The organism is Burkholderia sp. BCC0398 (assembly GCF_902833245.1).
In the GTDB taxonomy this organism is placed as follows: domain Bacteria; phylum Pseudomonadota; class Gammaproteobacteria; order Burkholderiales; family Burkholderiaceae; genus Burkholderia; species Burkholderia sola.
On sequence record NZ_CADFEM010000013.1, the window covers coordinates 145,826 to 168,107 of the forward strand.

A 22,282-nucleotide genomic window follows, 5' to 3' on the forward strand; every position below is an offset into this window, starting at 1 on the left:
CGCGCGCGGCGCTCGTTGATGCCGGTCGTTCGCCGACCGGGTCTGCGGCCTACGGCGGGCTCGCGCTAATGCGAGCCCGCCGGCTCGGACACGGAGTCCGGATGATGCGTGCGGGCGCGACGCAGCGTCAAGACGAACAGCGCGCCGCCCGACGGGGCGTTGCGTGCGGTCAGCGCGCCGCCCGCGTCGCTCGCGATCGACGACGAGATCGCAAGGCCCAGCCCGAGCCCGCGCCCCATTTCCTTGGTCGTGAAGAACGGCTCGAACAGGCGCGGCAGCAGATCGGGCGCGATGCCGGAGCCGTTGTCGCGCACCTCGACCGCGAGCGTCGCGGCCGACACCGCGATCGTCACCTCGATGGCCGGCGCCGCGACGCCGGCGACCGCGTCGAGCGCGTTGCCGAGCAGGTTGATCAGCACCTGTTCGAGGCGCAGGTCCTCGCAGCGCGCGACGAGTTCCGGATAGTCGCGCGCCAGATCGAGCGACGCGTCCTGCGCGGGCGACACGGTCGCGTCCTGCAGCGTCAGCGTGAGCGCGACGCCGCGCAGGCGCTCGTCGAGCAGCGACAGCACGCTGCGCAGCGCGCGCACGACGAGCGCCTGCTCGTTGCGCGGCTTCGCGCGGCCGACGAACAGCTTCAGCTGGTTCGTGATCTTGCCCATCCGCTCGGTGAGCGCGGCGATCGCCTCGAGATTCTCGCGCGCGGCGGCCTGTTCGCCGCGATCGAGCAGCACGCGCGTGTTGTCCGAGAAGCTGCGCAGCGCCGCGAGCGGCTGGTTCAGTTCATGCGTGATGCCGGCCGCCATCTGGCCGAGCGCGGCGAGCTTGCTCGCCTGGATCAGTTCGTCGTGCGCGGCGCGCAGCTCCTGCTCCGCGCGGATCCGGTCGCCGACTTCCTTCTGCAACTGCTCGTTCGCTTCAGACAAATCGGCCGTACGCTCCTCGACGCGCCGGTTCAGCTCCGCGTACGCCTGTTGCAGCAGCGCACGGCCGCGGATCATCTCGCGCACGCGGGCGCGGCGCATCCGCCAGTAGAACGCGAGCAGCGCGACCGACACGAAGCCGAAGCCGGTGACGATCGTCGCGTTGCGCGCATCGGCATCGATCGGCGCGATCGGCGCGAGCGTGACGAGCTGCCAGTCGGGCTCGCCGATCCGACGCTTGCTGGCGAGAAAGCGCGGCGCGCGCCGGCCGGCGCCCAGGCGCACGATTTCCGCATCGGCGCCGAGCGTCTGCTCGACGCGCAGCGGCAGCGGCGTGACCGGTTGCTGCGCGTACTGGCGCGTTTCGTAGATCGATGCGGCCACAGGCCCCGTGAGCGGGCGCAGCGTATGGTACTTCCACGCGGGCACCGACGACAGGAACACGACACCGTGATCGTCCACGACGACGAGCGGCTCGGACGCATCGGCGCCCTGGAACCATTCGAGGTTGAGCTTCACGACGACGACGCCCGCGATCTTGCCGTCGTGCCACACGGGCTGCGAGATGTAGTAGCCGGGATCGCGCGAGATCGTGCCGATACCGAAGAAGCGGCCGACCCGGCCGTTCATCGCGTCGAGGAAATACGGGCGGAAACGGTATTCGATCCCGACGAAGCTGTCGGGCGCGCGCCAGTTGCTGGCGGCGACGCACAGGCCGTCCGCGCCGATCACGTAGGTGACGGTCGCGTGCGCGTGTTCGTTGAGGTCTTCGAGATAGCGGTTGACGCGGGCGGTGTAGTCGCCGCGCTTCGGCTCGGCGAGCAGATCCTGCACGTACGGATGGCTGCCGAGCAGATAAGGCAGCGATTCGTAGCGGTCGAGCGTGCTCTTGAGCGCGTTGGTGGTGCGATCGACGCGCACCGCGGCATTGCGCTGCAGCTCGGCGACGCCGCGCTGCCAGGTGATCGCCCACGTGAGCGCGCATGCCGCGACGAGCGCGGCGGCGAGCACGACGAGGATGAGCAGGCGGCGCGTCACGGTCGAGGCTTCCTGGCGATGCGGATCGCCTATTGTGTCATAGGCCTGCGCATCGATACCCCGGCCGCCGCGGGCCGCACGGCCGGCGGGCGGTGCCGCCGCCTGCTCGTTCATCGGGTCAGACGCCGGCCGTCTTCTCGGTCGGCGCGACTTCGCCGCCGCCCTTCAGCGCCTGGCGCAGCTTGTTGCGGTCGAGCTCCTTCTCCCATGCCGACACGACGACGGTCGCCACGCCGTTGCCGACGATGTTGGTCAGCGCACGGCATTCGCTCATGAAGCGGTCGATGCCGAGGATCAGCACCATGCCCGACAGCGGGATCGTCGGCACGACGGCCAGCGTCGCGGCGAGCGTGATGAAGCCCGCCCCCGTCACGCCGCTCGCGCCCTTCGACGTGAGCATCGCGACGGCCAGCAGCGTGAGCTGCTGCATCCACGTCAGCTCGATGTTGGTCGCCTGCGCGATGAACAGCACGGCCATCGTCATGTAGATGTTGGTGCCGTCGAGGTTGAACGAATAACCGGTGGGCACGACGAGGCCGACGACCGAACGCGAGCAGCCGGCCTTCTCGAGCTTTTCCATCAGCTGCGGCAGTGCGGCTTCCGACGAGCTCGTGCCGAGCACGATCAGCAGCTCTTCCTTGATGTACGACACGAAGCGAATGATCGAGAAGCCGGTGGCGCGCGCGATCCCGCCGAGCACGACCAGCACGAACACGACCGACGTCAGGTAGAACGTGCCGATCAGCTTCAGCAGCGGCACCAGCGAGCCGACGCCGTACTTGCCGATCGTGAACGCCATCGCGCCGAACGCGCCGATCGGGGCCAGCTTCGTGACGATGTGCACGATGCCGAACAGCACGCGCGTCAGGCCGTCGATGAAGTCGGTCACGACCTTGCCGCGCTCGCCGAGGTGCGCGAGCACGCTGCCGAACAGCAGCGCGATCAGCAGGATCTGCAGGATTTCACCCTGCGCGAACGCGTCGACCATCGTGTTCGGGATGATGTGCATCAGGAAGTCGACCGTCGACTGCCCGTGCGCCTTCGCCGCGTACGACGCGACGGCCTTGCCGTCGAGCGTCGCCGGATCGATGTTGAAGCCGACGCCCGGACGCAGGATGTGCGTGGCCGCGAGGCCGAGCAGCAGCGCGAAGGTCGACACGATCTCGAAGTACAGCAGCGCCTTGCCGCCGACGCGGCCCACCTTCTTCATGTCCTCCATGCCGGCGATGCCGGTGACGACCGTACAGAAGATGATCGGACCGATCACCATCTTGATCAGCTTGATGAAGCCGTCGCCGAGCGGCTTCATGTCGGTGGCGAGCGCCGGGTAGTAGTGGCCGAGGATCACGCCGACGATGATGGCGAAGATCACCTGCACATAGAGCACTTTGTAGAAGGGTTTCTTCTTCACGATGGTTCCTGCTGAAGTAGATGAGCCGATGGAAACGGCGTCACGCGCGCGGACGAATGTCAGGGGAGTCACTCGCCCGCGCGGCTGCCGTGCCGCAACAAGCGATGCCTCAGGACATCCCGAGGGGGAGGAAGGCAGTGGTCATCGGTTGTCTCCTTGCTTGCTGTAGTAGTTCGGCCGGGGGATGGCCGTGCGCTTTATATCGCAAGGTCGATGCCAGGTTTCCGGAACCCCTCAAGCCGTTGTTTTCATTGTATTTCCCATAATGCGGCAGGCAAGGAAATCCGGTATTCCGGATTTCCGGAAAATATCCGTCCGGCGATCCGGACGGATGCATCGTTTCATCGGATGAATCAATGGTGGACGGCGCGGCTCGCGAGCACGCCCGTCTGCGCATAGAACTCCTGCCGAGCGAACGCGTCGCGCTCGCGGCGTGCGCGTTCGCCGCGATCCGCGAGCGAGCCGACCACGATCCCGACGAACGCGAGCGGCACCGACACCAGCGCCGGGTTGTCGAGGAACACCGGCGCATGCGCATGGTGCAGCACGTCGACCCACACCGACTTCGACAGCACCGTGAGCGCGACCGCCGACACGAGGCCGAGGCCGCCGCCGAGCACCGCGCCGCGCGTGGTCATCCCGCGCCAGAAGATCGACATCGCGAGCACCGGGAAATTGGCGCTCGCGGCCACCGCCGCGACGAGCCCGACCATGAACGCGACGTTCACGTGCTCGAACAGGATCGACAGCGCGATCGCAATGGCCGACAGCCCGATCGTCGCCGCGCGAGAGATGCGCATCTCGAGCCGTTCGTCGGGCTTGCCGCGCGCCCACATCTGCGCATACAGGTCGTGCGAGATCGTCGTCGCGCCGGCGAGCGTCAGCCCCGCGACCACCGCGAGGATCGTCGCGAACGTGACGGCCGCGATGAACCCGTAGAACCAGTTGCCGCCCACCGCCTGCGCGAGCTTCACCGCGACCATGTTCGAGCCGCCGAGCAGGTCGTGCGTCAGGTTGAACGTGCCGTTCGCGCCGAGCCGGAAGAATTCCGGATGCTGCGCGAGCAGCACGATCGCGGAGAAGCCGATCACGAAGGTCAGCAGGTAGAAGTAGCCGATGAATCCGGTCGCGTAGAGCACCGACTTGCGCGCCTCCCTCGCGTTCGGCACCGTGAAGAAGCGCATCAGGATGTGCGGGAAGCCGGCCGTGCCGAACATCAGCGCGATGCCGAGCGACAGCGCGTTGGCCGGGTCGCGGATCAGCTTGCCGGGCCCCATGATCGACAGCGCGCCCGGATGCACGGCCACCGCGCGACGGAACATCGCGTCGATGCTGAAGCCGAATTCGCCGAGCGCGAGCAATGCGAGCAGCGTCGCGCCGCACAGCAGCAGCACGGCCTTGATCACCTGCACCCAGGTGGTCGCGGTCATCCCGCCGAAGAACACGTAGACGACCATCAGCACGCCGACGATCAGCTCGGCCGTGCCGTACGACAGCCCGAACAGCAGCTGGATCAGCTTGCCCGCGCCGACCATCTGCACGACCAGGTACAGCACGACGATCGTCAGCGCGTTCGCCGAGGTCAGCAGCCGGATCGGCCGCTGCGCGAAGCGGTACGCGACGACGTCGACGAACGTGAACTTGCCGAGGTTGCGCAGCGGTTCGGCGATCAGGAACATCACGAACGGCCAGCCGACCAGGAAGCCGATCGAGTAGATCAGCCCGTCGAAGCCGAACATGAATACCATGCCGGACAGCCCGAGGAACGACGCGGCCGACATGTAGTCGCCGGCGATCGCGAGCCCGTTCTGCAACCCGGTGATGCCGCCGCCGGCCGTGTAGAAGTCGCGCGTCGAGCGCGTGCGGCGCGCGGCCCAGCGCGTGAGCGCGAGCGTCGCGAACACGAACGCGAAGAACATCCCGATCGCGACGGGGTTCAGCTCGACCTTGTCGGGCATCGGGCCGGCAACGCCGGTCGCATGGGCGGTGGAGGAAACGAGGGAAACGAGGATGGCCAGCGCGCCGGGCGCGCTCGAAATGCATCGCATGTCGGGCTCCGTCACGAACGTTGCAGGATCGCGTCGACGCGGCGGTCGAACGCACGGTTCGCGCGCAGCACGTAGCACGCGGTCAGGCCGATCGCGACCAGGATGATCGCGACGCCCGCGGCGATCCCGACCGTCGTCGTCGCGCCGCGGTACAGCGGCGCGGCGAGCACGTGCGGCGCGAGCGCGACGAGCAGGATGAAGCCGTAGTACGTGGCGATCATCAGCGCCGTCAGCGTGAAGCTGAAGCGGCGCCGGGCCCGCACGAGCTGCTGGTAGTCGCGGCGCGCCGTGACCGATTCGATGACGGAAAGCTCCATGGTGTCTCCATTTCCGGCTCGTCATGGCGAGCGGTGTTGCGTGGCATGGTCGGCGCGCGTCGACTCACCGCCCGCGCCGCGGCGGAACAAGCGATCTACACGACGCGATCCGCCCGCAGCCGCGCGACGTCCTCCGCCGACATCCCGAGCCAGCCGCCGAGCACCGCGTCCGTATCCGCGCCAAGCACCGGCGGCGCACCGCGCACCGGCAGCCGCGCGCCGTCGAAGCGGTACGGCGGCGCGAGCACGTCGACGCCGCCCGCGACCGGATGCGGCTGCCGCGTGACGAGCCCGGCGCGGGTCGCGCGTTCGGACGTCAGCGCTTCGTGCAATCCGAGCACTTCGCCGCACGGAATGCCCGCCTCGGCGAGCGCCGCCAGCAGCGTCGCGCGCGAGCGGCGCGCGAGTTCGCCGCGAATCTCGGGCAGCAGGCAGGCGCGATTCTCCGAGCGGCCAAGGTTGGTCCTGTAGCGTTCGTCCGCGGCGAGATCGGGCCGCCCGATCGCATCGCAGAAACGCGCGAACTGCGTGTTGTTGCCGACCGTGATCACGAGCGGGCCGTCGGCCGCGTCGAACACGCCGTACGGCACGATCGACGGATGCGCGTTGCCGTAGCGGGGCGGGTCCTCACCCATCAGCAGCGCGTCGAGCCCGTAGTACGCGGTGATCATCAGCCCGCAGTCGAACAGCGCCATCTCGATGCGCCGCCCGCGCCCGGTCGCGTGGCGCTCGTACAACGCGGCGAGGATCGCCTGCGCCGAATACATGCCGGTGAACAGGTCGACCGCCGCGACGCCGAACTTCAGCGGCGGCTGGCCAGCCTCGCCGTTCAGCGCCATCAGCCCGGCCTCGCCCTGCACGACGAGGTCGTAGCCGGGCCGCGCGGCCTCCGGGCCCGAGCGGTCGTAGCCGGAGATCGCGCAATGCACGAGCCGCGGATTCAGTTCGGCCAGCGCGTCGTAGCCGAGCCCGAGCTTCTCCGCGCCGCCGCACTTGAAGTTGTGGAGCACCACGTCGGCCTGCGCGGCCAGCTCGCGCGCGATGCGCTGGCCGGCTTCCGTCTGCAGGTCGACGCAGATCGACCGTTTGCTGCGATTCACGCTGTTGAAATAGGTGGTCTCGGTGTCGCCGATCCGCAGCCCCCAGTCGCGCGTATCGTCGCCGCGCGCCGGATGCTCGACCTTGATCACTTCCGCGCCGAAATCGGCGAGCACCATCGCGCACCACGGGCCCGCGAGCACGCGCGAGAAATCGAGCACTTTCACGCCGGCCAGCGGCAGCGCGCGCGTGTCGTTCGTCATCGTCGTCTCCTCCATTCGCGTTTTCCGCGCTTATTGTTTCGACAGCGCGATGTAGCGCGCGAGGTGGTGATCCTCGTCGCCGAGCTGATGATCGATCATCACGAGACGCTTCGCGTAATGCGACAGCGGCAGCTCCCACGTCATCCCGATCCCGCCATGCAACTGGATGCTTTCTTCCGCGACCAGCGTGCCGATCCGGCCGATGCTGTATTTCGCCGCCGAGAGCGCGCGCTCGCGCACCGCGCGCGGCGCATCGAGCTGCGCGGCCGCGTTGATCACCGCCGAGCGCGCCTGCTCGACTTCGAGCAGCAGGTCGGCCATCCGGTGCTGCAGCGCCTGGAAGCTGCCGATCGGCAATCCGAACTGCTTGCGCGTGCGCAGGTAGTCGAGCGTGTGCGCCTTTGCGACGTCCATCGCGCCGAGCGCTTCCGCCGACAGCGCGAGCAGCCCGTAGCCGAGCACGCGTTCGAGCAGTTCGGCGCCCGCTTCGCCGTCGAGTGCATCCGGCGCGCCGAGCGCGGCATCGGCCGGCAGCGCGACACGCTCGAAGCGCACTTCGGCCGCGCGACCGCCGTCGATCTTCCTGTAATCGCGCAGCGACACGCCCGGCGCATCGGCCGGCACGACGAACAGGCCGATGCCGGCCGCGTCGTCGTCGTTGCCCGACACGCGCGCGCTGACGACGAAGAACGCCGCCTGCGCGGCCTGGTCGACGACGCCCTTCGCGCCCGTCAGCACCCAGCCGTCGCCCGACCGTTCGGCGCGCGTGCGCACCGTCGTCAGTTCGTAGTGCGAGCCCGGTTCGTCGTGCGCGAATGCGGCGCTCGCGCTGCCGTCGATCAGCGCGGCGAGCCGCTCGCGATGCGCATCGCCGCCGGCGAGCGCCAGCGCACGGCCCGCGAGCAGCGCGCCGAGGAACGGCTCGACGACGAGCCCGCGTCCGAGGCATTCGAACACCACGGCGATGTCGAAGCCCGCGCCGCCGAAGCCGCCGTCGGCTTCGGCAAACAGCGCGCCGACCGTGCCGAGTTCGGCGAAGCGCTGCCACATCGCGCGGTCGAAGCCTTCGGCCGACTGCGCGATGCGGTCGCGCACCGGGAACGCGTACTGTTCGGCGATGAAGCGGTTCAACGTGTCCGCCAGCATCCGGCGGTCTTCTGTGTGCTGGAAATCCATCGTCGCGTCCCTCTTACAGCCCGAGCATCATCTTCGCGATGATGTTCTTCTGGATCTCGTTCGAGCCGCCGAAGATCGACAGCTTGCGGTTGTTGAAATACTGCTGCGCGGCGCTCGCGGCTTCGCCGGGGCCGACCGGTTCGCCGGCATAATCGGCGTCGAGCGCGTCGTCGACGAACGGCTGCGCGTACGGCCCCATCGCGCGGCGCATCAGCGCGGTGATCTCCTGGCGGATCTGCGTGCCGCGGATCTTCAGCATCGAACTTTCCGCGCCCGGCACGCCGCCGCCCGCGACCGCGGCCAGCACGCGCAGGTTGGTCGTGCGCATGTTTTCGAGCTCGATCTCGACGCGCGCGACGCGTGCCGCGAAGAACGGATCGTCGGCGAGCGGCCGGCCGTTCTTCGTGACCTTCGCGGCGACCGCGCGCAGCCGGTCGAGGGCCGCGGTCGAGAAGCCGATCCCGGCGATGTTGGTGCGCTCGTACGTGAGCAGGTATTTCGCGTAGGTCCAGCCGCGGTTCTCTTCGCCGACGAGGTTCTCCACGGGCACGCGCACGTCGGTGAAGAACACCTCGTTCACCTCGTGCTCGCCGTCGAGCGTGATGATCGGGCGCACTTCGACGCCCGGCGTGTTCATGTCGATCAGCAGGAAGCTGATGCCTTCCTGCTTGCGCACGTCGGTCGCGGTGCGCACGAGGCAGAAGATCATGTTCGCGTAGTGGCCGAGCGTGGTCCATGTCTTCTGGCCGTTCACGACGTAGTGATCGCCCTGCGCGTCCACACCCCGCACCGCGCTCGTCTTCACCGCCGCGAGGTCGGAACCGGCGCCCGGCTCCGAATAGCCCTGGCACCACCAGTCGGTACCGTCGAGGATGCGCGGCAGCCAGTGGCGCTTCTGCGCTTCGCTGCCGTACTTGATCAGCACGGGGCCGAGCATGTTCACGCCGAACGGCACGATGCGCGGCGCACCGGCGAGCGCGCATTCGTTGTCGAACAGGAACTTCTGCGCGACGCTCCAGCCGGGGCCGCCGTATTCGCGCGGCCAGTGACTCGCGAGCCAGCCGCGCGCGTTGAGGATCGCATGCCATTTGCGCATGTCGTCGCGCGTCAGGTGCAGGCCGCCCTTCACCTTGCGCGCGATGCGCTCCGGCAGTTCGGCTTGCAGGAAGCGCTGCACTTCCGTGCGGAACGCTTCCTCTTCGGGAGTGAAATTAAGGTCCATCGTGGGTCCGTGGCGAATGCGGTGGGCGTTCAGTCGATGCGGTTCAGGCTCGCGAAATCCGCGCCGCGCGCGACGAGATCGACGAGCAGCGGCGACGGCTTCCAGAACAGCGGATCTTCGTTCGCGAACGCGCGGATATCGGCGAGCACGTTCGCGAGGCCGACCGTGTCCGCATAGTGCATCGGGCCGCCGCGATAGCGCGGGAAGCCGTAGCCGTACAGGAACACCGCGTCGACATCGAGCGGACGCAGCGCGATCTTCTCGTGCACGACGTTCGCGCCTTCGTTGATCATCGCGGCGAGGTAGCGGCGCAGGATCTCGTCATCGGTGAACGTGCGCGGCGTGACGCCCTTCTTCGCACGCTCTGCCGCGACGATCGCGTCGACTTCCGGGTCGGGCGTGCCGACGCGCGCGCCGTCCGGATACAGGTAGTAGCCGCGGCCGGTCTTCTGCCCGAACCAGCCGCGCTCGCACAGCCGGTCGGAAATCTCCACGTAGCGCGCGTTCGGATCGCGCGTCGCCGCGCGGCGCTTGCGGGTCGCCCAGCCGATGTCGCCGCCCGCGAGATCGACCACCTGAAACGGGCCCATCGGGAAGCCGAATTCGCGCACCGCGCGATCGATCTGGTACGGCGACGCGCCGTCTTCCATCAGGGTGTCGGCGGCAGTGCGATAGACGGCGAGGATCCGGTTGCCGATGAAGCCGTCGCACACGCCCGCGCGCACCGGCGTCTTCTTCAGTTGCTTCGCCAGCGCGAACGCGGTCGCGACGACGTCCGCGCTCACGCGCGCCGGCACGACGATCTCGAGCAGCTTCATCACGTTGGCCGGCGAGAAGAAATGCAGGCCGATCACGTCGGCCGGCCGGTCGATGCTCGCGGCCAGTTCGTCGATGTCGAGATACGACGTGTTGGTCGCGAGTACCGCCCCTGGCTTGCACACGCGCGCAAGCTCGGCGAACACGGCCTGCTTCACGGCCATGTCCTCGAACACGGCCTCGATCACGACGTCGGCCTGCGCGAGCGCGTCGTACGACGTACTGCCCTTGAAGCGCGCGAGCCGCGCCGCGTGCGCGGCCGGCGTCATCCGTCCTTTCGCGACGAGGCCGTCGTACACCTTCTCGACGTGCGCACGGCCGCGCTCGAGCGACGCTTCGTCGCGTTCGATCATCGTCACCGGCAGCCCGGCGTCGAGCGCCGCGACCGCGATGCCCGCACCCATCGTGCCGCCGCCGACCACGCCGATCCGTTCGACCGGCCGCGCGCTCGCGCGCCGCGCCTCGGGCGCCTTCGCCGCTTCGCGCTCCGCGAAGAACGCATGCACGAGGCCCGCACGCTGCGGGCTGTCGATGCATTGCAGGAACAGGCTGCGTTCGTACTTCATCCCGGCGTCGAACGACTGCGTGAGCGCGGCCTCGACCGCGTCGACGATCTTCGCCGGCGAGAAGAGCCCGCGCGACTTCTTCGGCAATTCCGCGCGCGCCGCGTCGATCGCGGCCTGCGCGGCCGCGCGGTCGGCCAGGCCCTGCGCGTCGCGCGTGCGGCGCACCGGCGCGCCGAGCGACACGAGTTCCTGCGCATAGGCGAGCCCTTCGGCGAGCGTGTCGTCGCTGTGCGCGATGCGATCGACGAGGCCGAGCACGAGCGCTTCGTCGGCGCTCGCATGGCGGCCCGTCAGCATCAGGTCGAGCGCGGCCTTCGCGCCGATCAGGCGCGGCGCGCGCTGCGTGCCGCCCGCGCCGGGCAGCAGGCCGAGCGTCACTTCGGGCAGCCCGAGCTTCGCGCCGGGCACGGCGAGCCGGTAATGGGCGGCCAGCGCGACTTCGAGGCCGCCGCCGAGCGTCGCGCCGTGCAGCGCGACCACGACCGGCTTGGCACCCGATTCGATCCGCTCGCACACGTCGGGCAGCGACGGCGGCACGGGCGGCTTGCCGAATTCACGGATGTCGGCGCCCGCGATGAAGTTGCGGCCGGCGCCGACGATCAGCACCGCGCGGATCGCGTCGTCGGCCTGCGCGGCGTCGATCGCGTCGGCGAGGCCGCGCCGCACGTCGGCGGACAGCGCGTTGACGGGCGGATGGTCGATCGTGACGACGAGCACCTTGTCGCGCCGTTCGCGCGTGACGGTGCCGGCCATCGGGCTGGCAGGGGAAGCGGTGGCATTCATCGTGTCTCCAGTGGTGCGGTGCGCCGGGCGGCAGGAACCGGTCGGGCCGGCTAGCAGGGCCGGTGCGCGAGCCGGTCCCGGCGGCGCGGGAAACCGTCCGGCATGGTTGCCGGGCATGACTCGATTCTCGATTGATCGAGATTCATTGACAATTCCCGCACGCCTTTACAAGCTGTCAAGTCTGACTTGACACTGAATGCTTCCGGACCGTTTCTGTGCGTTAAACGGGACGGATCAGGAGACACCCGCATGGACCTGAACGCGCTGACGCTGCTCGTCGAGATCCTCGACGCCGGCAATCTCAGCAAAGCCGCGCAGCGACTCAAGATGAGCCGCGCGAACGTCAGCTACCGCTTGAACCAGCTCGAACGCTCGATCGGCCAGCAGCTCGTGCGCCGCACGACGCGGCGCATGGAGCCGACCGAGATCGGGCTGACGCTGTACGAGCACGGCCGGCGCATCCGCAACGAACTGCTCGCCGCGCAGGAATCGGTGACGACGCTCGGCCAGGACCTGCAGGGCCGCGTGCGGCTGTCGGTGCCGAGCGGCTACGGGCAGATGGTGATGTCCGACTGGCTGCTCGCGTTCAAGCGGCTCCATCCGGGCATCGTGCTCGACGTGGTGTTCGAGAATCGCGTGGAAGATCTGATGCGCGACGAAGTCGACATCGCGATCCGCGTGATGTCCGAGCCGCCGCAGAACCTCGTCGCGCGCGACATGGGCGCGGTGCGCTACGTCGCATGCGCGTCGCCCGCGTTCGCGGCCGCGCACGGGATGCCCGCGAGCCTCGGTGCGCTGGCCGCAGCTCCCGTCGTCACCGCGACGGTGCTGGGCCGGCAGTTGCGGATCGCCGCGTATCTCGGCGACGAGCGCCACGAGGTGCTGCTCGAACCGACGCTGATTTCGGAGAACTTCCTGTTCCTGCGCCAGGCGATCCTCGCGGGGATCGGCGTCGGCATCGTGCCCGACTACGTGATGCAGGACGACCTGCGGCACGGCGCCGTCGTCACGTCGCTCGATGCGTACCGGCTGAGCATCTTCGGCACCCACATGTACATGCTCTACATGCCGAACCGCCACCACACGCGCGCGACGTCGACGTTCATAGAGTTCATCCTCGAACAGGCCGGAAAGACCGGCCGGGGCGGGCCCGGCGGGATGCGTCAGGGTTTCCTGTCGGATGACAAGCCGCCGGGCGCACGGCGACAATAGCGCGCCGGGGCGGGCAGCGCCGTTGCGCCCGCACCGATGTCAACGTCAACGCCGCTCTCCTTCGAATTCACTGCTGCCGAGGGTTCCATGTTCGACCGGATTCGTCCGCATTCGCGTCCCTGGACGCTGCTCGCCGCCGTCGCGCTCGTCGCGTTGAACGCCGGCTGCACGTCCCCGTCCGCGCCGTCGGGCGCCGTCGTCCCGGTCGCCGCCGCATCGGGCGCGGCCGTCCCGCTGCCCGGCGTTCATACGCCCGAACTGTCGTCCGGCTGGACCGACAAGCCGGGCTGGACCTCGCAGCACTTCATGATCGCGGCCGCGAACCCGCTCGCGACGCAAGCCGGCTACGACATGCTGAAGGCCGGCGGCACCGCGATCGACGCGGCGATCGCGACGCAGATGGTGCTCGCGCTGGTCGAGCCGCAATCGTCGGGGCTCGGCGGCGGCGCCTTCATGCTGTATTTCGACGGCAAGTCGACGCAGGCGTACGACGGCCGCGAAACCGCACCGGCCGCCGCGACCGACCGGCTGTTCTACGGCCCGACCGGCCAGCCGATGAGCTTTTACGAAGGTGTCGTCGGCGGGCGTTCGGTGGGCACGCCGGGCGTGCTGCGCATGCTCGACGCCGCGCACCGCGCACACGGCAAGCTGCCGTGGCGCCGGCTGTTCCAGCCGGCCATCCGGCTCGCCGAGCGCGGCTTCACGATCAGCCCGCGCCTCGCGATGCTGATCGCGAACGACAAGTACCTGAGCAGCGATCCGGCCGCGCGTGCGTACTTCTACAACAAGGACGGCTCGCCGAAGGCGGCCGGCACGGTGCTGAAGAACCCCGCGCTCGCGACCGTGCTGCGCCAGGTCGCCGACCACGGCGCGAATGCGTTCTACACCGGTGCGATCGCGCGCGACATCGTCGCGAAGGTGCGCAAGCATCCGACCAACCCGGGCCTGCTGTCGCTGCAGGATCTCGCACGCTACAAGGCAAAGGTGCGTGCGCCGCTGTGTACCGATTACCGGCGCTCGGTCGTGTGCGGGATGCCGCCGCCGTCGTCGGGCGGCCTCGCGATCGCGCAGATGCTCGGCATCCTCGAAGCGATGCCCGACTGGCAGCAGATCGGCGCGCAGAAGCCGGTGCGCAACGACGTCGGCTACGAGCCGACACCGTTCGCCGCCCACCTGTTCAGCGAAGCCGGGCGCCTCGCGTATGCGGACCGCGCGCGCTATGTCGCCGATCCCGATTTCGTGCCGCTGCCGGGCGGCAGCTGGGCGAGCCTCACCGACAAGACCTATCTCGCGCAGCGCGCGCACCTGATCGGCGACAGCAGCATGGGCGTCGCGCAGGCCGGCACGCCGCAGGGCGCGGCGCTCGCGATGGCCGACGACCGCAGCCCCGAGCTGCCGTCGACGTCCGACATCGCGATCGTCGACCGCTACGGCCAGGCGCTGTCGATGACGACCAGCATCGAGGATGCGTTCGGTTCGCGGCTGATGGTGCGCGGCTTCATGCTGAACAACCAGCTCACCGATTTCTCGTTCGTGTCGAACGACAACGGCCGGCCGGTCGCGAACCGCGTGCAGCCCGGCAAGCGGCCGCGCTCGGCGATGTCGCCGGAGCTCGTGTTCGACAAGAAGACGAAGCAGGTGACGATGATCGTCGGCTCGGCCGGCGGCCCCGCGATCATCAATCACGTCGCGAAGACGCTGGTCGGCGTGCTCGACTGGGGGATGACGATGCAGCAGGCGATCGCGCTGCCGAACTTCGGGTCGATGAACGGGCCGACGCAGCTCGAACGCGGCCGTGTGTCGGACGCGCTCGCCGACGGGCTGAAGGGCCGCGGACACGACGTACGGGTCGTCGAGATGAACTCGGGGCTGCAGGGGATCCAGCGGCTGAACGTGCAGGGGCAGACGGTGTGGTTCGGCGGCGCGGATCCGCGGCGGGAAGGGGTGGCGATGGGGGATTGAGCGGGCCCGTGCGCGGCGGCGCACCGCGCCGCGCGAACCCATTCCACGGCCCATCTGTGCCGACATACGGACTCGTCTTACGGGCGCTGCGCGCGTCCTGCCTTTCGACCCGGTCTGACCGCGATGTCGCACTTCGCGCCTAATATCGCGTCTCATACCTATCGCCTCAAATTTCGTATTCGTCTGATCGACGGCCTATAAGTCGCTCCGTATAGTCGTCCGCTCAAACCGCAGCCGCCTTATTCGCTCATCCCGTTCGCAACGGCGATGCGCTCCGCTGCAGTCGATGCGTATCGTCGCCATTTCCGGCAGCGTGCGCGAAATTGAACGATCAGGAGTCCGATTCATGTTCCACCCCGTCACCCCACCACCCGACAACGCGCGTGCCCGCTCGCGCATTGCGACGCACCGGCCGCGCCTGTCCGCACTCGCCTTCTCGCTCGTCGCGCTCGCGTCGGGCTACAGCCATGCCGCGCAGCCCGATCTGGTCCTCGACAACCTTGTCGTCAAGGCCGGCGCAACCCCGCCACCCAGCGCAACGGGCGCAGGTTCGATCGCCCTTGGTCCCGGCGCGCAGGCAAAAGGAGAAGACGGCGGTGATTACTCGGCAATCGCGATTGGCGGAGCAGCAATCGCCGACGGGCGATCCACGATCGCCATCGGCGAAGGAACGAACGTTCACGGCGATCGCTCGAGCGCGCTCGGGGTCGGGTCGAACATCAACGCGAACCGCGCGCTCGCACTCGGCGCGGATGCGGTGGTCACCGCGCACGACGCGGTCGCGCTCGGGCAAGGCAGCGTCGCCGACCGAGGCAACACCGTGTCGATCGGCAAAACCGGCAACGAGCGGCAGCTCGTCAATCTTCGCGCCGGTACGAACGACACCGACGCAGTCAACCTGTCGCAGCTCAAGCCGGTCGTCGAGGCGCTCGGCGGCGAAGCCACGATCAACGCGGACGGAAGCGTACGCAGTCCGAACTATACGGTCGACGGCAAGTCGTTCAACGATGTCGGCAGCGCGCTGACGAGTCTGGACGATCGAGCCAAAGCCAACACGCAATCGATCACGATGCTCGACGGCCGCGTCACGAACGTCGAAGGCGACGTCAAATCCATCCGCGTCGATGTCGACGATCTTGGCACGCGCGTCAACAACGGCACCACCGGCCTCGTGCGCCAGGATCCTGCGAGCCTCGCGATCTCGATCGGCGCCGACAAGGGCGGCGCGTCGGTGAGCCTCGCAGGCACGGACGGCACGCGTACGCTGACCGGCCTGTCGAACGGCGTGGGCGACACCGACGCCGTGACGATCGCGCAGTTGAAGGCAACCGGCCTGGTCGACCCGGACGGCAAGCCGCTCAGTGCGCTCGTGTACGACGACCTGTCGCTCGGCCGCGCGACGCTCGGCGGGGTCGGCGGCACGCTGCTCGACAATGTGCGGCCCGGTGCGATCGTCGCGGGCGGCATGCAGGCCGTCAACGGCGGGCAGCTCTTCACGATGCAGCAGCAATTCGACAGCCGCTTCGATTCGCTGAACACGCGCCTGTCGGACATCGAGAAGAACGGCCCCGCCGTTACGCCGCCGGCGGGCAACCATGGCAACGACTTTGCGCAGCTCGGCGACGGCTCGGGCGCGACCGGCTCGAATTCGATGGCGCTCGGCAAGGGCTCGACTGCGTCCGGCGACGATAGCCTTGCGATCGGGAACAACGCGACGGCATCGGGCAACAATTCGGTCGCGCTCGGCAACAACTCCGTCGCCGACCGCGACGACACGGTCTCCGTCGGCGCGCCCGGTCAGGAGCGGCAGATCACCAACGTCAAGGCCGGCACCGCACCTACCGATGCCGTGAACGTGCAACAATTGCGCGACCAGATCGGCAGCGTGCGTAACGACATTGACCACTATCGTCGCGACGCAAGCGGCGGCATCGCGTCCGCCGTCGCCATCGCAAACCTGCCGCAGGCATCGCTGGCAGGCGAAAGCATGGTCTCGATCGCCGGCGGCACTTACAGCGGGCAGTCGGCCGTCGCGTTCGGCCTGTCCACCGCCACGCGCAACGGGCGCTGGGTGGTCAAGGCGTCCGGCTCCACCAATACGCGCGGCACGGTCGCGGTCGGCGCCGGCGCCGGTTATCGCTGGTAAGCCGTCGCCACTCGGCCACCGGTATCACGCGACAAGGGCCGGGCTTCGCTCGACGCGAAGCCCGGCCCTCTTTCCGCCTGCAGCGCAGAGCGACTGCCCGCGTCACGCCCCGTCGCGCCCCCCGACCTATCCCCGCCCCTTCCACGGCACCACCCGCCGCTCGATCCATCGCATCGCGAGATCGAACAGCCACGCGATCGCGCCGATGATCAGGATCCCCATCACGACGATATCCGTGCGCAGGAAGCTCGATGCGTTGAGCACCATCTGCCCGAGCCCGGCCGTCGCGGCGACCATCTCGGCCGCGACGAGCGTCGTCCAGCCGAACCCGATCGCGATCCGCAGCCCGGTGAGGATCTCCGGCAGCGCGGCCGGCAGCACCACATGCCGCACGATCTGCGCGAAGCTGCCGCCGAGCGAATACGCGGCGTTGATCTGCTCGACCGTCGCGGCGCGCACGCCGGCGCGCGCGGCCATCGCGATCGGCGCGAAGCACGCGAGGAAGATCACGACGAGCTTCGCCGTTTCGTCGATGCCGAACCAGATCACGACGAGCGGCAGGTATGCGAGCGGCGGCAGCGGCCGGTAGAACTCCAGCAGCGGATCGAGCACGCCGCGTGCAAGGCGGCTCACGCCCATCAGGATGCCGGCCGGCACGCCGATCGCGGTGGCGAGCAGGAACGCGCCGAACACGCGCGCGGCGCTCCACAGCAGGTGGTCGGACAACGGCAGGCCACCCTGGATGCGGCCATGCCAGGCGTCGACGAATGCCACCCACACGGCTTCCGGCGCGGGCAGGAACAGCGGCGGCAGCCACTGGCGATGCGTGGCGACCCACCACAGCACGGCCAGCGCTGCAACCGTCGCCGCGCTCAAGGCCGCCGTCTTCCCCTCCCCCGGCAACCGGTAGCGGTGCGACGACGGCGCACGACGCGCGGATGCCTGAGTCCGCGTGCGATCGTCCTGCTCGAAACCTGCGACCGTCCCGCCGGCCGTCCACGAATCCTGCGTGCTCATGCTGTCCTGCCTGTGCAAAGTGCTGATCCGACCGCGTCCGACCGACGCGCCCTGTCGCGCGAGTTCGTGCATCACGCGGCCGCCTCGGCTGCCTCGTCGCGATGCAGATACGCGATCAGCCGCTCGCGCCACGCGATGAATTCCGGTGACGACTTCACCGCGCGCGCATCGCGCGATTCGACGTAGCGCCGCGCGAACGGCAGTTCGAAGGTTTCCGCGATCCGGCCGGGGCCGGGCGTCATCACGACGAGACGCGTCGCGAGGAACAGCGCCTCCTCGACGTCGTGCGTAATGAAAAACACCGTCTTGCCGGTGCGCGCCCATACGTCGAGCACGAGCGCCTGCATCGTGCCGCGCGTCATCGCGTCGAGCGCGCCCATCGGCTCGTCCATCAGCAGCACGCGCGGGTCGCTCGCGAGCGCACGCGCGATGCCGACCCGCTGCTGCATCCCGCCCGACAGCTCGTACACACGCGCATGCGCATGGCGCTCGAGACCGACGAGCGCCAGCATTTCTGTTGCCCGCGCTTCACGCTCGGCTTTCGACACGCGCGCGAAGCGCAACCCGAGCGCGACGTTGTCGAGCACATCGAGCCACGGCAGCAGCGCGTATTTCTGGAACACGACGCCACGATCCGCGCCGGGGCCCGTGACCGGCACGCCGTCGACGCATACGTCGCCGGTCGTCGGCGCGACGAAGCCGGCCATGCAGTTCAGCAGCGTGGTCTTGCCGCACCCGGACGCGCCGAGCGCGACGACGAATTCACCGGACTCGATGCGCACGTCGACGCGCGCGAGCGCCTGCGTCGTCGGCCTGCCGCGCTCGCCCGGATAGGCGACCGATACCTGACGGACTTCCAGCGTGCTCATGATCGAAGGGCTCCGCGATGAGTGGGCTGAGGGGCCGCGCTCAGCGCGCGGCCTTCTGCACGAATTGCGGATCGACGCCGACCGAATAGTCGGCGAGCACCGTCTGGATCGTGCCTTGCGATTTGAGGAATGCAGCCGTGGCCGCGAGCGACTTCGCGGCGCCCGATTGCGCGCCGCCGCCGAGCCACGTCGGCGAAGCCTGTTCGGCCGCCGTCGGGAACGCGTAGAGGGCGAGGCTGGCCGGCACGTCCTGCGCATTCGCGCCGGACACCTTCGCGACCGCCGCGACCTGCGGCGAGCCGACCTTCCACGCCGCCGCATGCGCGCGGTAGTCGGCGTCAGCCGCCGCGAGCACCTTCACGAAGCGCGCGACGAACTCGGGGTTCTCGCGCGCGAACTTGCGGCTCACGACGAAGCCGTCGAAGGTCGACTTGCCGCTTTCCTTCGCAACCTGGCCGGACGTCGTCAGCACGGTGCCCGACTGCTTGACCTTCGCGAGCACCGGATCCCAGATGTAGGTCGCGTCGATGTCGCCGCGCGCCCAGGCGGCCGCGACCTCGGGCGGACGCAGGTTGACGATCTTCACGTCGTTCGGATTGACGCCCGCGGCCTGCAGCGCGACGAGCGTATGGAAGTGCGACGTCGACACGAACGGTACGCCAATCTTCTTGCCCTTCAACCCGGCGACGCTGGTCACGCCCGAACCGTTGCGCGCGACGAGCGCCTCGGCGTCGTTGATGTTGTCGAGCACCCAGAACAGCGAGATATCGAGCCCCTGCGACAGGCCGGCCGCGATCGGACTCGACCCGGCCTCGCCGAGCTGCACGGAGCCGGACGCGAGCGCGCGGATCACGTCGGCGCCGCTGTCGAGCTTGCGGAACCTGACCTTGTAGCCGGTCGCCTTTTCGACTTCACCGCTCGCTTGCGCATAGCGCCACGGCACGACCATGTCCTGGTACGCGATCACGACTTCGCGCGATTCGGCGTGCGCCGCGCCAAGCGCGGCAAAGGCGGTCAGCGCGACGACGGCGCGGCGGATGAAGCTGAAACGGGACATGCGGCTCTCCTTCGGAATGCGGGCATTGCTGCGGGAGAGCCGACTTTACGGGCTTTGCGTGCGGCGGGAGCGAACTTATCCTGCGAAGCTATCGATGATGTTTCAGCTTTGCTTTTCGCGCTGGATTGGATCGCGCGTCCGGTCGGGTGGCGATTGCCGTGCGCATGCGCGGATCATCGCCGCGCCAACGAAAAAACCCGCATCGCTGCGGGCTTTCGGGACTGCTGCTGCAAACGCGACGCTCAGACCACCCCCGCCCCATGCGCCTGCAGGTCGGCATGATAGCTCGACCGCACCATCGCGCCGACGGCCGCGTGCGTGAAGCCCATCTTGTACGCCTCTTCCTCGTACATCTTGAACGTATCCGGATGCACGTACGCCCGCACCGGCAGGTGGTGCTCGGACGGCTGCAGGTACTGGCCGATCGTCAGCATGTCGACGTCGTGCGCGCGCAGGTCGCGCATCACCTGCAGGATTTCCTCTTCGGTTTCGCCGAGGCCGACCATCAGGCCCGACTTCGTCGCGACGTCCGGATGCAGCGCCTTGAAGTCCTTCAAGAGCTTCAGCGAGTGCGCGTAGTCCGAACCCGGGCGCGCTTCCTTGTACAGGCGCGGCACCGTTTCGAGGTTGTGGTTCATCACGTCCGGCGGGGCGGCGTTCAGGATCGAGATCGCGCGGTCGAGACGGCCGCGGAAATCCGGCGTCAGGATCTCGATGCGCGTGTCCGGCGACTGCGCACGCGTTTCGCGAATGCACTCGACGAAGTGGGCGGCGCCGCCGTCGCGCAGGTCGTCGCGGTCGACGCTCGTGATCACCACGTACTTGAGCTTGAGCGCGGCGATCGTGCGCGCGAGGTTCTTCGGTTCATCCGCATCGAGCGGATCGGGACGGCCGTGGCCGACGTCGCAGAACGGGCAGCGGCGCGTGCACTTGTCGCCCATGATCATGAACGTCGCGGTGCCCTTGCCGAAGCATTCGCCGATGTTCGGGCAGCTCGCTTCCTCGCACACGGTGTGCAGGTTGTGCTCGCGCAGGATCGTCTTGATCTCGTTGAAGCGCGAGCTGCCGGTGGCCGCCTTCACGCGGATCCACTCGGGCTTCTTCAGCTTTTCGATCGGAATGACCTTGATCGGGATGCGCGCCGTCTTCGCCTGCGCCTTCTGCTTGGCGGTCGGATCGTAGGCCGGGGTCGCGGCCGAATCGGCCGGTGCGGGAGAAGCGGTAACGTCAGTCATTCGATTGTTCCAGTGCGTGCGGCTTGTCGGCGGCCGCGGATGCGCCGTCGAGGTTGGCGATCAGACGGCCCACCAGCGTGTGGGCGACGTCGTTCCAGTCGGCGGCAACCGCGAGGCTCGCCATGTCGACGGTTTCCAGTCCGGCATAGCCGCACGGGTTGATCGCAAGAAACGGGCGCAGATCCATCTTCACGTTCAGGCTCAGCCCGTGATAGCTGCAGCCGTTGCGGATCTTCAGGCCGAGGGCCGCGATTTTCGCGCCCTCGTGCAGGCCGGATGCCACGTAGATCCCCGGCGCGCCCGCCTTGCGGACCGAAGCGAGATTATACGCCGCGAGGGTTTCGATCACGGCCTCCTCGATCTTCGTCACGAGCGTGCGCACCATCAGCTTGCGCCGGCGCAGGTCCAGCAGCAGGTAGACGACGATCTGGCCGGGGCCGTGGTAGGTGATTTGTCCGCCGCGGTCGACCTTGACGAGCGGCACGCCGCTGTCGGCCACCAGCAGGTGCGCCGGGTCGCCGGCCTGGCCGAGCGTGTAGACGGGCGGATGCTCGACCACCCAGATTTCGTCGCCGGTGTCGGCCGTGCGCGTGTCGGTGAACGCGCGCATCGCGTCGAAGCTCGCGTCGTACGCCTCGCGGCCCCGCCATCGCACGGTGACCGGCTGGGCCGGCTGAGCCGGGACTCCGGCGGGCGATGCGGAAACGGCGACAGGCGTGGACACGATGGAAACCGGCGAAACGGACATGGGCGGTAGTTTACCGAAAACCCGTGGGTCTCGCCGGCCTGGGGACGGGGACGGATCGCCGGTATCCGTCGGATGAAACGATGGTCAGACGGTACGCCAGCCGTCGTGCAGCAGCGCGTTGACGCGTTCGCGCAGCCGGGACAGCCCGCCGAGCGCGACTTCCCGCGGCGGGCGCGACACCGAGAACGCGACGCATGCGCCCTCGCGGCCTTCCGCGCTGAGCCACAGCCGCTCGCCGCGGCGCAGCTTCAGCGTCTCGCCGTCGGCCAGAAAGTAGTCGTCGACGTCGTTGCTGCGCGTCGCCCAGACCGGCCCGCACTGGACAATCAGCCGCGTGCTGCGTTGCACCTTCATCGGTACGGTCTCGCCCGGGGGAATTTCGAAGGTGATGCTTGAAGAGATTTCTTGCATGATCGACTCCGCCAATAAGTGCTT

The 22,282-nt window shown here is 68.7% G+C and carries 17 protein-coding genes; 3 read left to right on the forward strand and 14 right to left on the reverse strand.

Features of this window, described 5'->3' with window-relative positions:
* Positions 1 to 65: 65 nt before the first annotated feature.
* From HWX76_RS26690 to HWX76_RS26725, 8 genes are all read right to left on the reverse strand, one after another.
* The gene (locus HWX76_RS26690; RefSeq protein WP_050014743.1) at positions 66 to 2,075 is read right to left on the reverse strand and encodes an ATP-binding protein; all 2,010 of its coding nucleotides are present in this window, start codon (positions 2,073 to 2,075) and stop codon (positions 66 to 68) included.
* 4 nt (positions 2,076 to 2,079) lie between these two features.
* Complete coding sequence (locus HWX76_RS26695; RefSeq protein WP_050014741.1) at positions 2,080 to 3,372, reverse strand: dicarboxylate/amino acid:cation symporter; 1,293 nt, start codon at positions 3,370 to 3,372, stop codon at positions 2,080 to 2,082.
* Between the two features lie 353 nt (positions 3,373 to 3,725).
* A complete protein-coding gene (locus HWX76_RS26700; RefSeq protein ID WP_050014739.1) occupies positions 3,726 to 5,420 on the reverse strand; it encodes a cation acetate symporter in 1,695 nt (564 codons plus the stop codon).
* 11 nt (positions 5,421 to 5,431) lie between these two features.
* The gene (locus HWX76_RS26705; RefSeq protein ID WP_014895931.1) at positions 5,432 to 5,737 is read right to left on the reverse strand and encodes a DUF485 domain-containing protein; all 306 of its coding nucleotides are present in this window, start codon (positions 5,735 to 5,737) and stop codon (positions 5,432 to 5,434) included.
* Between the two features lie 95 nt (positions 5,738 to 5,832).
* Entirely contained in the window at positions 5,833 to 7,038 is a 1,206-nt protein-coding gene (locus HWX76_RS26710) for a CaiB/BaiF CoA-transferase family protein (RefSeq protein WP_089488939.1), read from the reverse strand.
* A gap of 30 nt (positions 7,039 to 7,068) precedes the next feature.
* The gene (locus tag HWX76_RS26715) at positions 7,069 to 8,214 is read right to left on the reverse strand and encodes an acyl-CoA dehydrogenase family protein (RefSeq protein WP_089488847.1); all 1,146 of its coding nucleotides are present in this window, start codon (positions 8,212 to 8,214) and stop codon (positions 7,069 to 7,071) included.
* A 13-nt stretch (positions 8,215 to 8,227) separates the two neighbouring features.
* Positions 8,228 to 9,436 carry an acyl-CoA dehydrogenase family protein gene (locus HWX76_RS26720; RefSeq protein ID WP_089488848.1) on the reverse strand — a complete coding sequence of 403 codons (1,209 nt, stop codon included), beginning with the start codon at positions 9,434 to 9,436 and terminating at the stop codon, positions 8,228 to 8,230.
* A gap of 29 nt (positions 9,437 to 9,465) precedes the next feature.
* Entirely contained in the window at positions 9,466 to 11,601 is a 2,136-nt protein-coding gene (locus HWX76_RS26725; RefSeq protein ID WP_089488849.1) for a 3-hydroxyacyl-CoA dehydrogenase NAD-binding domain-containing protein, read from the reverse strand.
* A 249-nt stretch (positions 11,602 to 11,850) separates the two neighbouring features.
* Between HWX76_RS26725 and HWX76_RS26730 the strand changes: the two genes are divergently transcribed.
* The 3 genes from HWX76_RS26730 to HWX76_RS26740 all read left to right on the forward strand — a co-directional run bounded on the left by HWX76_RS26730 (position 11,851) and on the right by HWX76_RS26740 (position 16,921).
* On the forward strand, positions 11,851 to 12,813 hold the full coding sequence (locus HWX76_RS26730; protein WP_124630926.1) for a LysR family transcriptional regulator: 963 nt from the start codon (positions 11,851 to 11,853) through the stop codon (positions 12,811 to 12,813).
* An 87-nt stretch (positions 12,814 to 12,900) separates the two neighbouring features.
* Complete coding sequence (ggt, locus tag HWX76_RS26735; protein ID WP_176016571.1) at positions 12,901 to 14,775, forward strand: gamma-glutamyltransferase; 1,875 nt, start codon at positions 12,901 to 12,903, stop codon at positions 14,773 to 14,775.
* A 346-nt stretch (positions 14,776 to 15,121) separates the two neighbouring features.
* Complete coding sequence (locus tag HWX76_RS26740) at positions 15,122 to 16,921, forward strand: YadA family autotransporter adhesin (protein ID WP_124630928.1); 1,800 nt, start codon at positions 15,122 to 15,124, stop codon at positions 16,919 to 16,921.
* Positions 16,922 to 17,047: 126 nt separating this feature from the next.
* Here HWX76_RS26740 and HWX76_RS26745 read toward each other — a convergent pair whose 3' ends face one another.
* From HWX76_RS26745 to HWX76_RS26770, 6 genes are all read right to left on the reverse strand, one after another.
* Complete coding sequence (locus HWX76_RS26745; RefSeq protein ID WP_176016591.1) at positions 17,048 to 18,010, reverse strand: ABC transporter permease subunit; 963 nt, start codon at positions 18,008 to 18,010, stop codon at positions 17,048 to 17,050.
* Positions 18,010 to 18,807, reverse strand: coding sequence for an ATP-binding cassette domain-containing protein (locus HWX76_RS26750; protein WP_176016572.1), 798 nt, complete (start codon positions 18,805 to 18,807; stop codon positions 18,010 to 18,012). Before HWX76_RS26750 ends, HWX76_RS26745 begins: the two co-directional genes overlap by 1 nt.
* A gap of 40 nt (positions 18,808 to 18,847) precedes the next feature.
* Complete coding sequence (gene tauA / locus HWX76_RS26755; protein ID WP_176016573.1) at positions 18,848 to 19,864, reverse strand: taurine ABC transporter substrate-binding protein; 1,017 nt, start codon at positions 19,862 to 19,864, stop codon at positions 18,848 to 18,850.
* A gap of 242 nt (positions 19,865 to 20,106) precedes the next feature.
* Positions 20,107 to 21,099, reverse strand: coding sequence for a lipoyl synthase (lipA, locus tag HWX76_RS26760; RefSeq protein ID WP_012329293.1), 993 nt, complete (start codon positions 21,097 to 21,099; stop codon positions 20,107 to 20,109).
* Positions 21,092 to 21,847 (reverse strand): lipoyl(octanoyl) transferase LipB, encoded by a 756-nt coding sequence (lipB, locus tag HWX76_RS26765; protein ID WP_050018153.1) that lies wholly within the window; start codon positions 21,845 to 21,847, stop codon positions 21,092 to 21,094. Before lipB ends, lipA begins: the two co-directional genes overlap by 8 nt.
* 84 nt (positions 21,848 to 21,931) lie before the next feature.
* On the reverse strand, positions 21,932 to 22,258 hold the full coding sequence (locus HWX76_RS26770) for a DUF2917 domain-containing protein (RefSeq protein ID WP_050018167.1): 327 nt from the start codon (positions 22,256 to 22,258) through the stop codon (positions 21,932 to 21,934).
* Positions 22,259 to 22,282 lie beyond the last annotated feature (24 nt).

Bases quoted from the DNA above. Each gene is read 5' to 3' on its own strand.
- HWX76_RS26690 (WP_050014743.1), bottom strand. From the start codon at position 2,075: ATGAACGAGCAGGCGGCGGCACCGCCCGCCGGCCGTGCGGCCCGCGGC.
- HWX76_RS26700 (WP_050014739.1), bottom strand. From the start codon at position 5,420: ATGCGATGCATTTCGAGCGCGCCCGGCGCGCTGGCCATCCTCGTTTCC.
- HWX76_RS26705 (WP_014895931.1), bottom strand. From the start codon at position 5,737: ATGGAGCTTTCCGTCATCGAATCGGTCACGGCGCGCCGCGACTACCAG.
- HWX76_RS26710 (WP_089488939.1), bottom strand. From the start codon at position 7,038: ATGACGAACGACACGCGCGCGCTGCCGCTGGCCGGCGTGAAAGTGCTC.
- HWX76_RS26715 (WP_089488847.1), bottom strand. From the start codon at position 8,214: ATGGATTTCCAGCACACAGAAGACCGCCGGATGCTGGCGGACACGTTG.
- HWX76_RS26720 (WP_089488848.1), bottom strand. From the start codon at position 9,436: ATGGACCTTAATTTCACTCCCGAAGAGGAAGCGTTCCGCACGGAAGTG.
- HWX76_RS26725 (WP_089488849.1), bottom strand. From the start codon at position 11,601: ATGAATGCCACCGCTTCCCCTGCCAGCCCGATGGCCGGCACCGTCACG.
- HWX76_RS26730 (WP_124630926.1), top strand. From the start codon at position 11,851: ATGGACCTGAACGCGCTGACGCTGCTCGTCGAGATCCTCGACGCCGGC.
- ggt (WP_176016571.1), top strand. From the start codon at position 12,901: ATGTTCGACCGGATTCGTCCGCATTCGCGTCCCTGGACGCTGCTCGCC.
- HWX76_RS26740 (WP_124630928.1), top strand. From the start codon at position 15,122: ATGTTCCACCCCGTCACCCCACCACCCGACAACGCGCGTGCCCGCTCG.
- HWX76_RS26745 (WP_176016591.1), bottom strand. From the start codon at position 18,010: ATGCACGAACTCGCGCGACAGGGCGCGTCGGTCGGACGCGGTCGGATC.
- HWX76_RS26750 (WP_176016572.1), bottom strand. From the start codon at position 18,807: ATGAGCACGCTGGAAGTCCGTCAGGTATCGGTCGCCTATCCGGGCGAG.
- tauA (WP_176016573.1), bottom strand. From the start codon at position 19,864: ATGTCCCGTTTCAGCTTCATCCGCCGCGCCGTCGTCGCGCTGACCGCC.
- lipA (WP_012329293.1), bottom strand. From the start codon at position 21,099: ATGACTGACGTTACCGCTTCTCCCGCACCGGCCGATTCGGCCGCGACC.
- lipB (WP_050018153.1), bottom strand. From the start codon at position 21,847: ATGTCCGTTTCGCCGGTTTCCATCGTGTCCACGCCTGTCGCCGTTTCC.
- HWX76_RS26770 (WP_050018167.1), bottom strand. From the start codon at position 22,258: ATGCAAGAAATCTCTTCAAGCATCACCTTCGAAATTCCCCCGGGCGAG.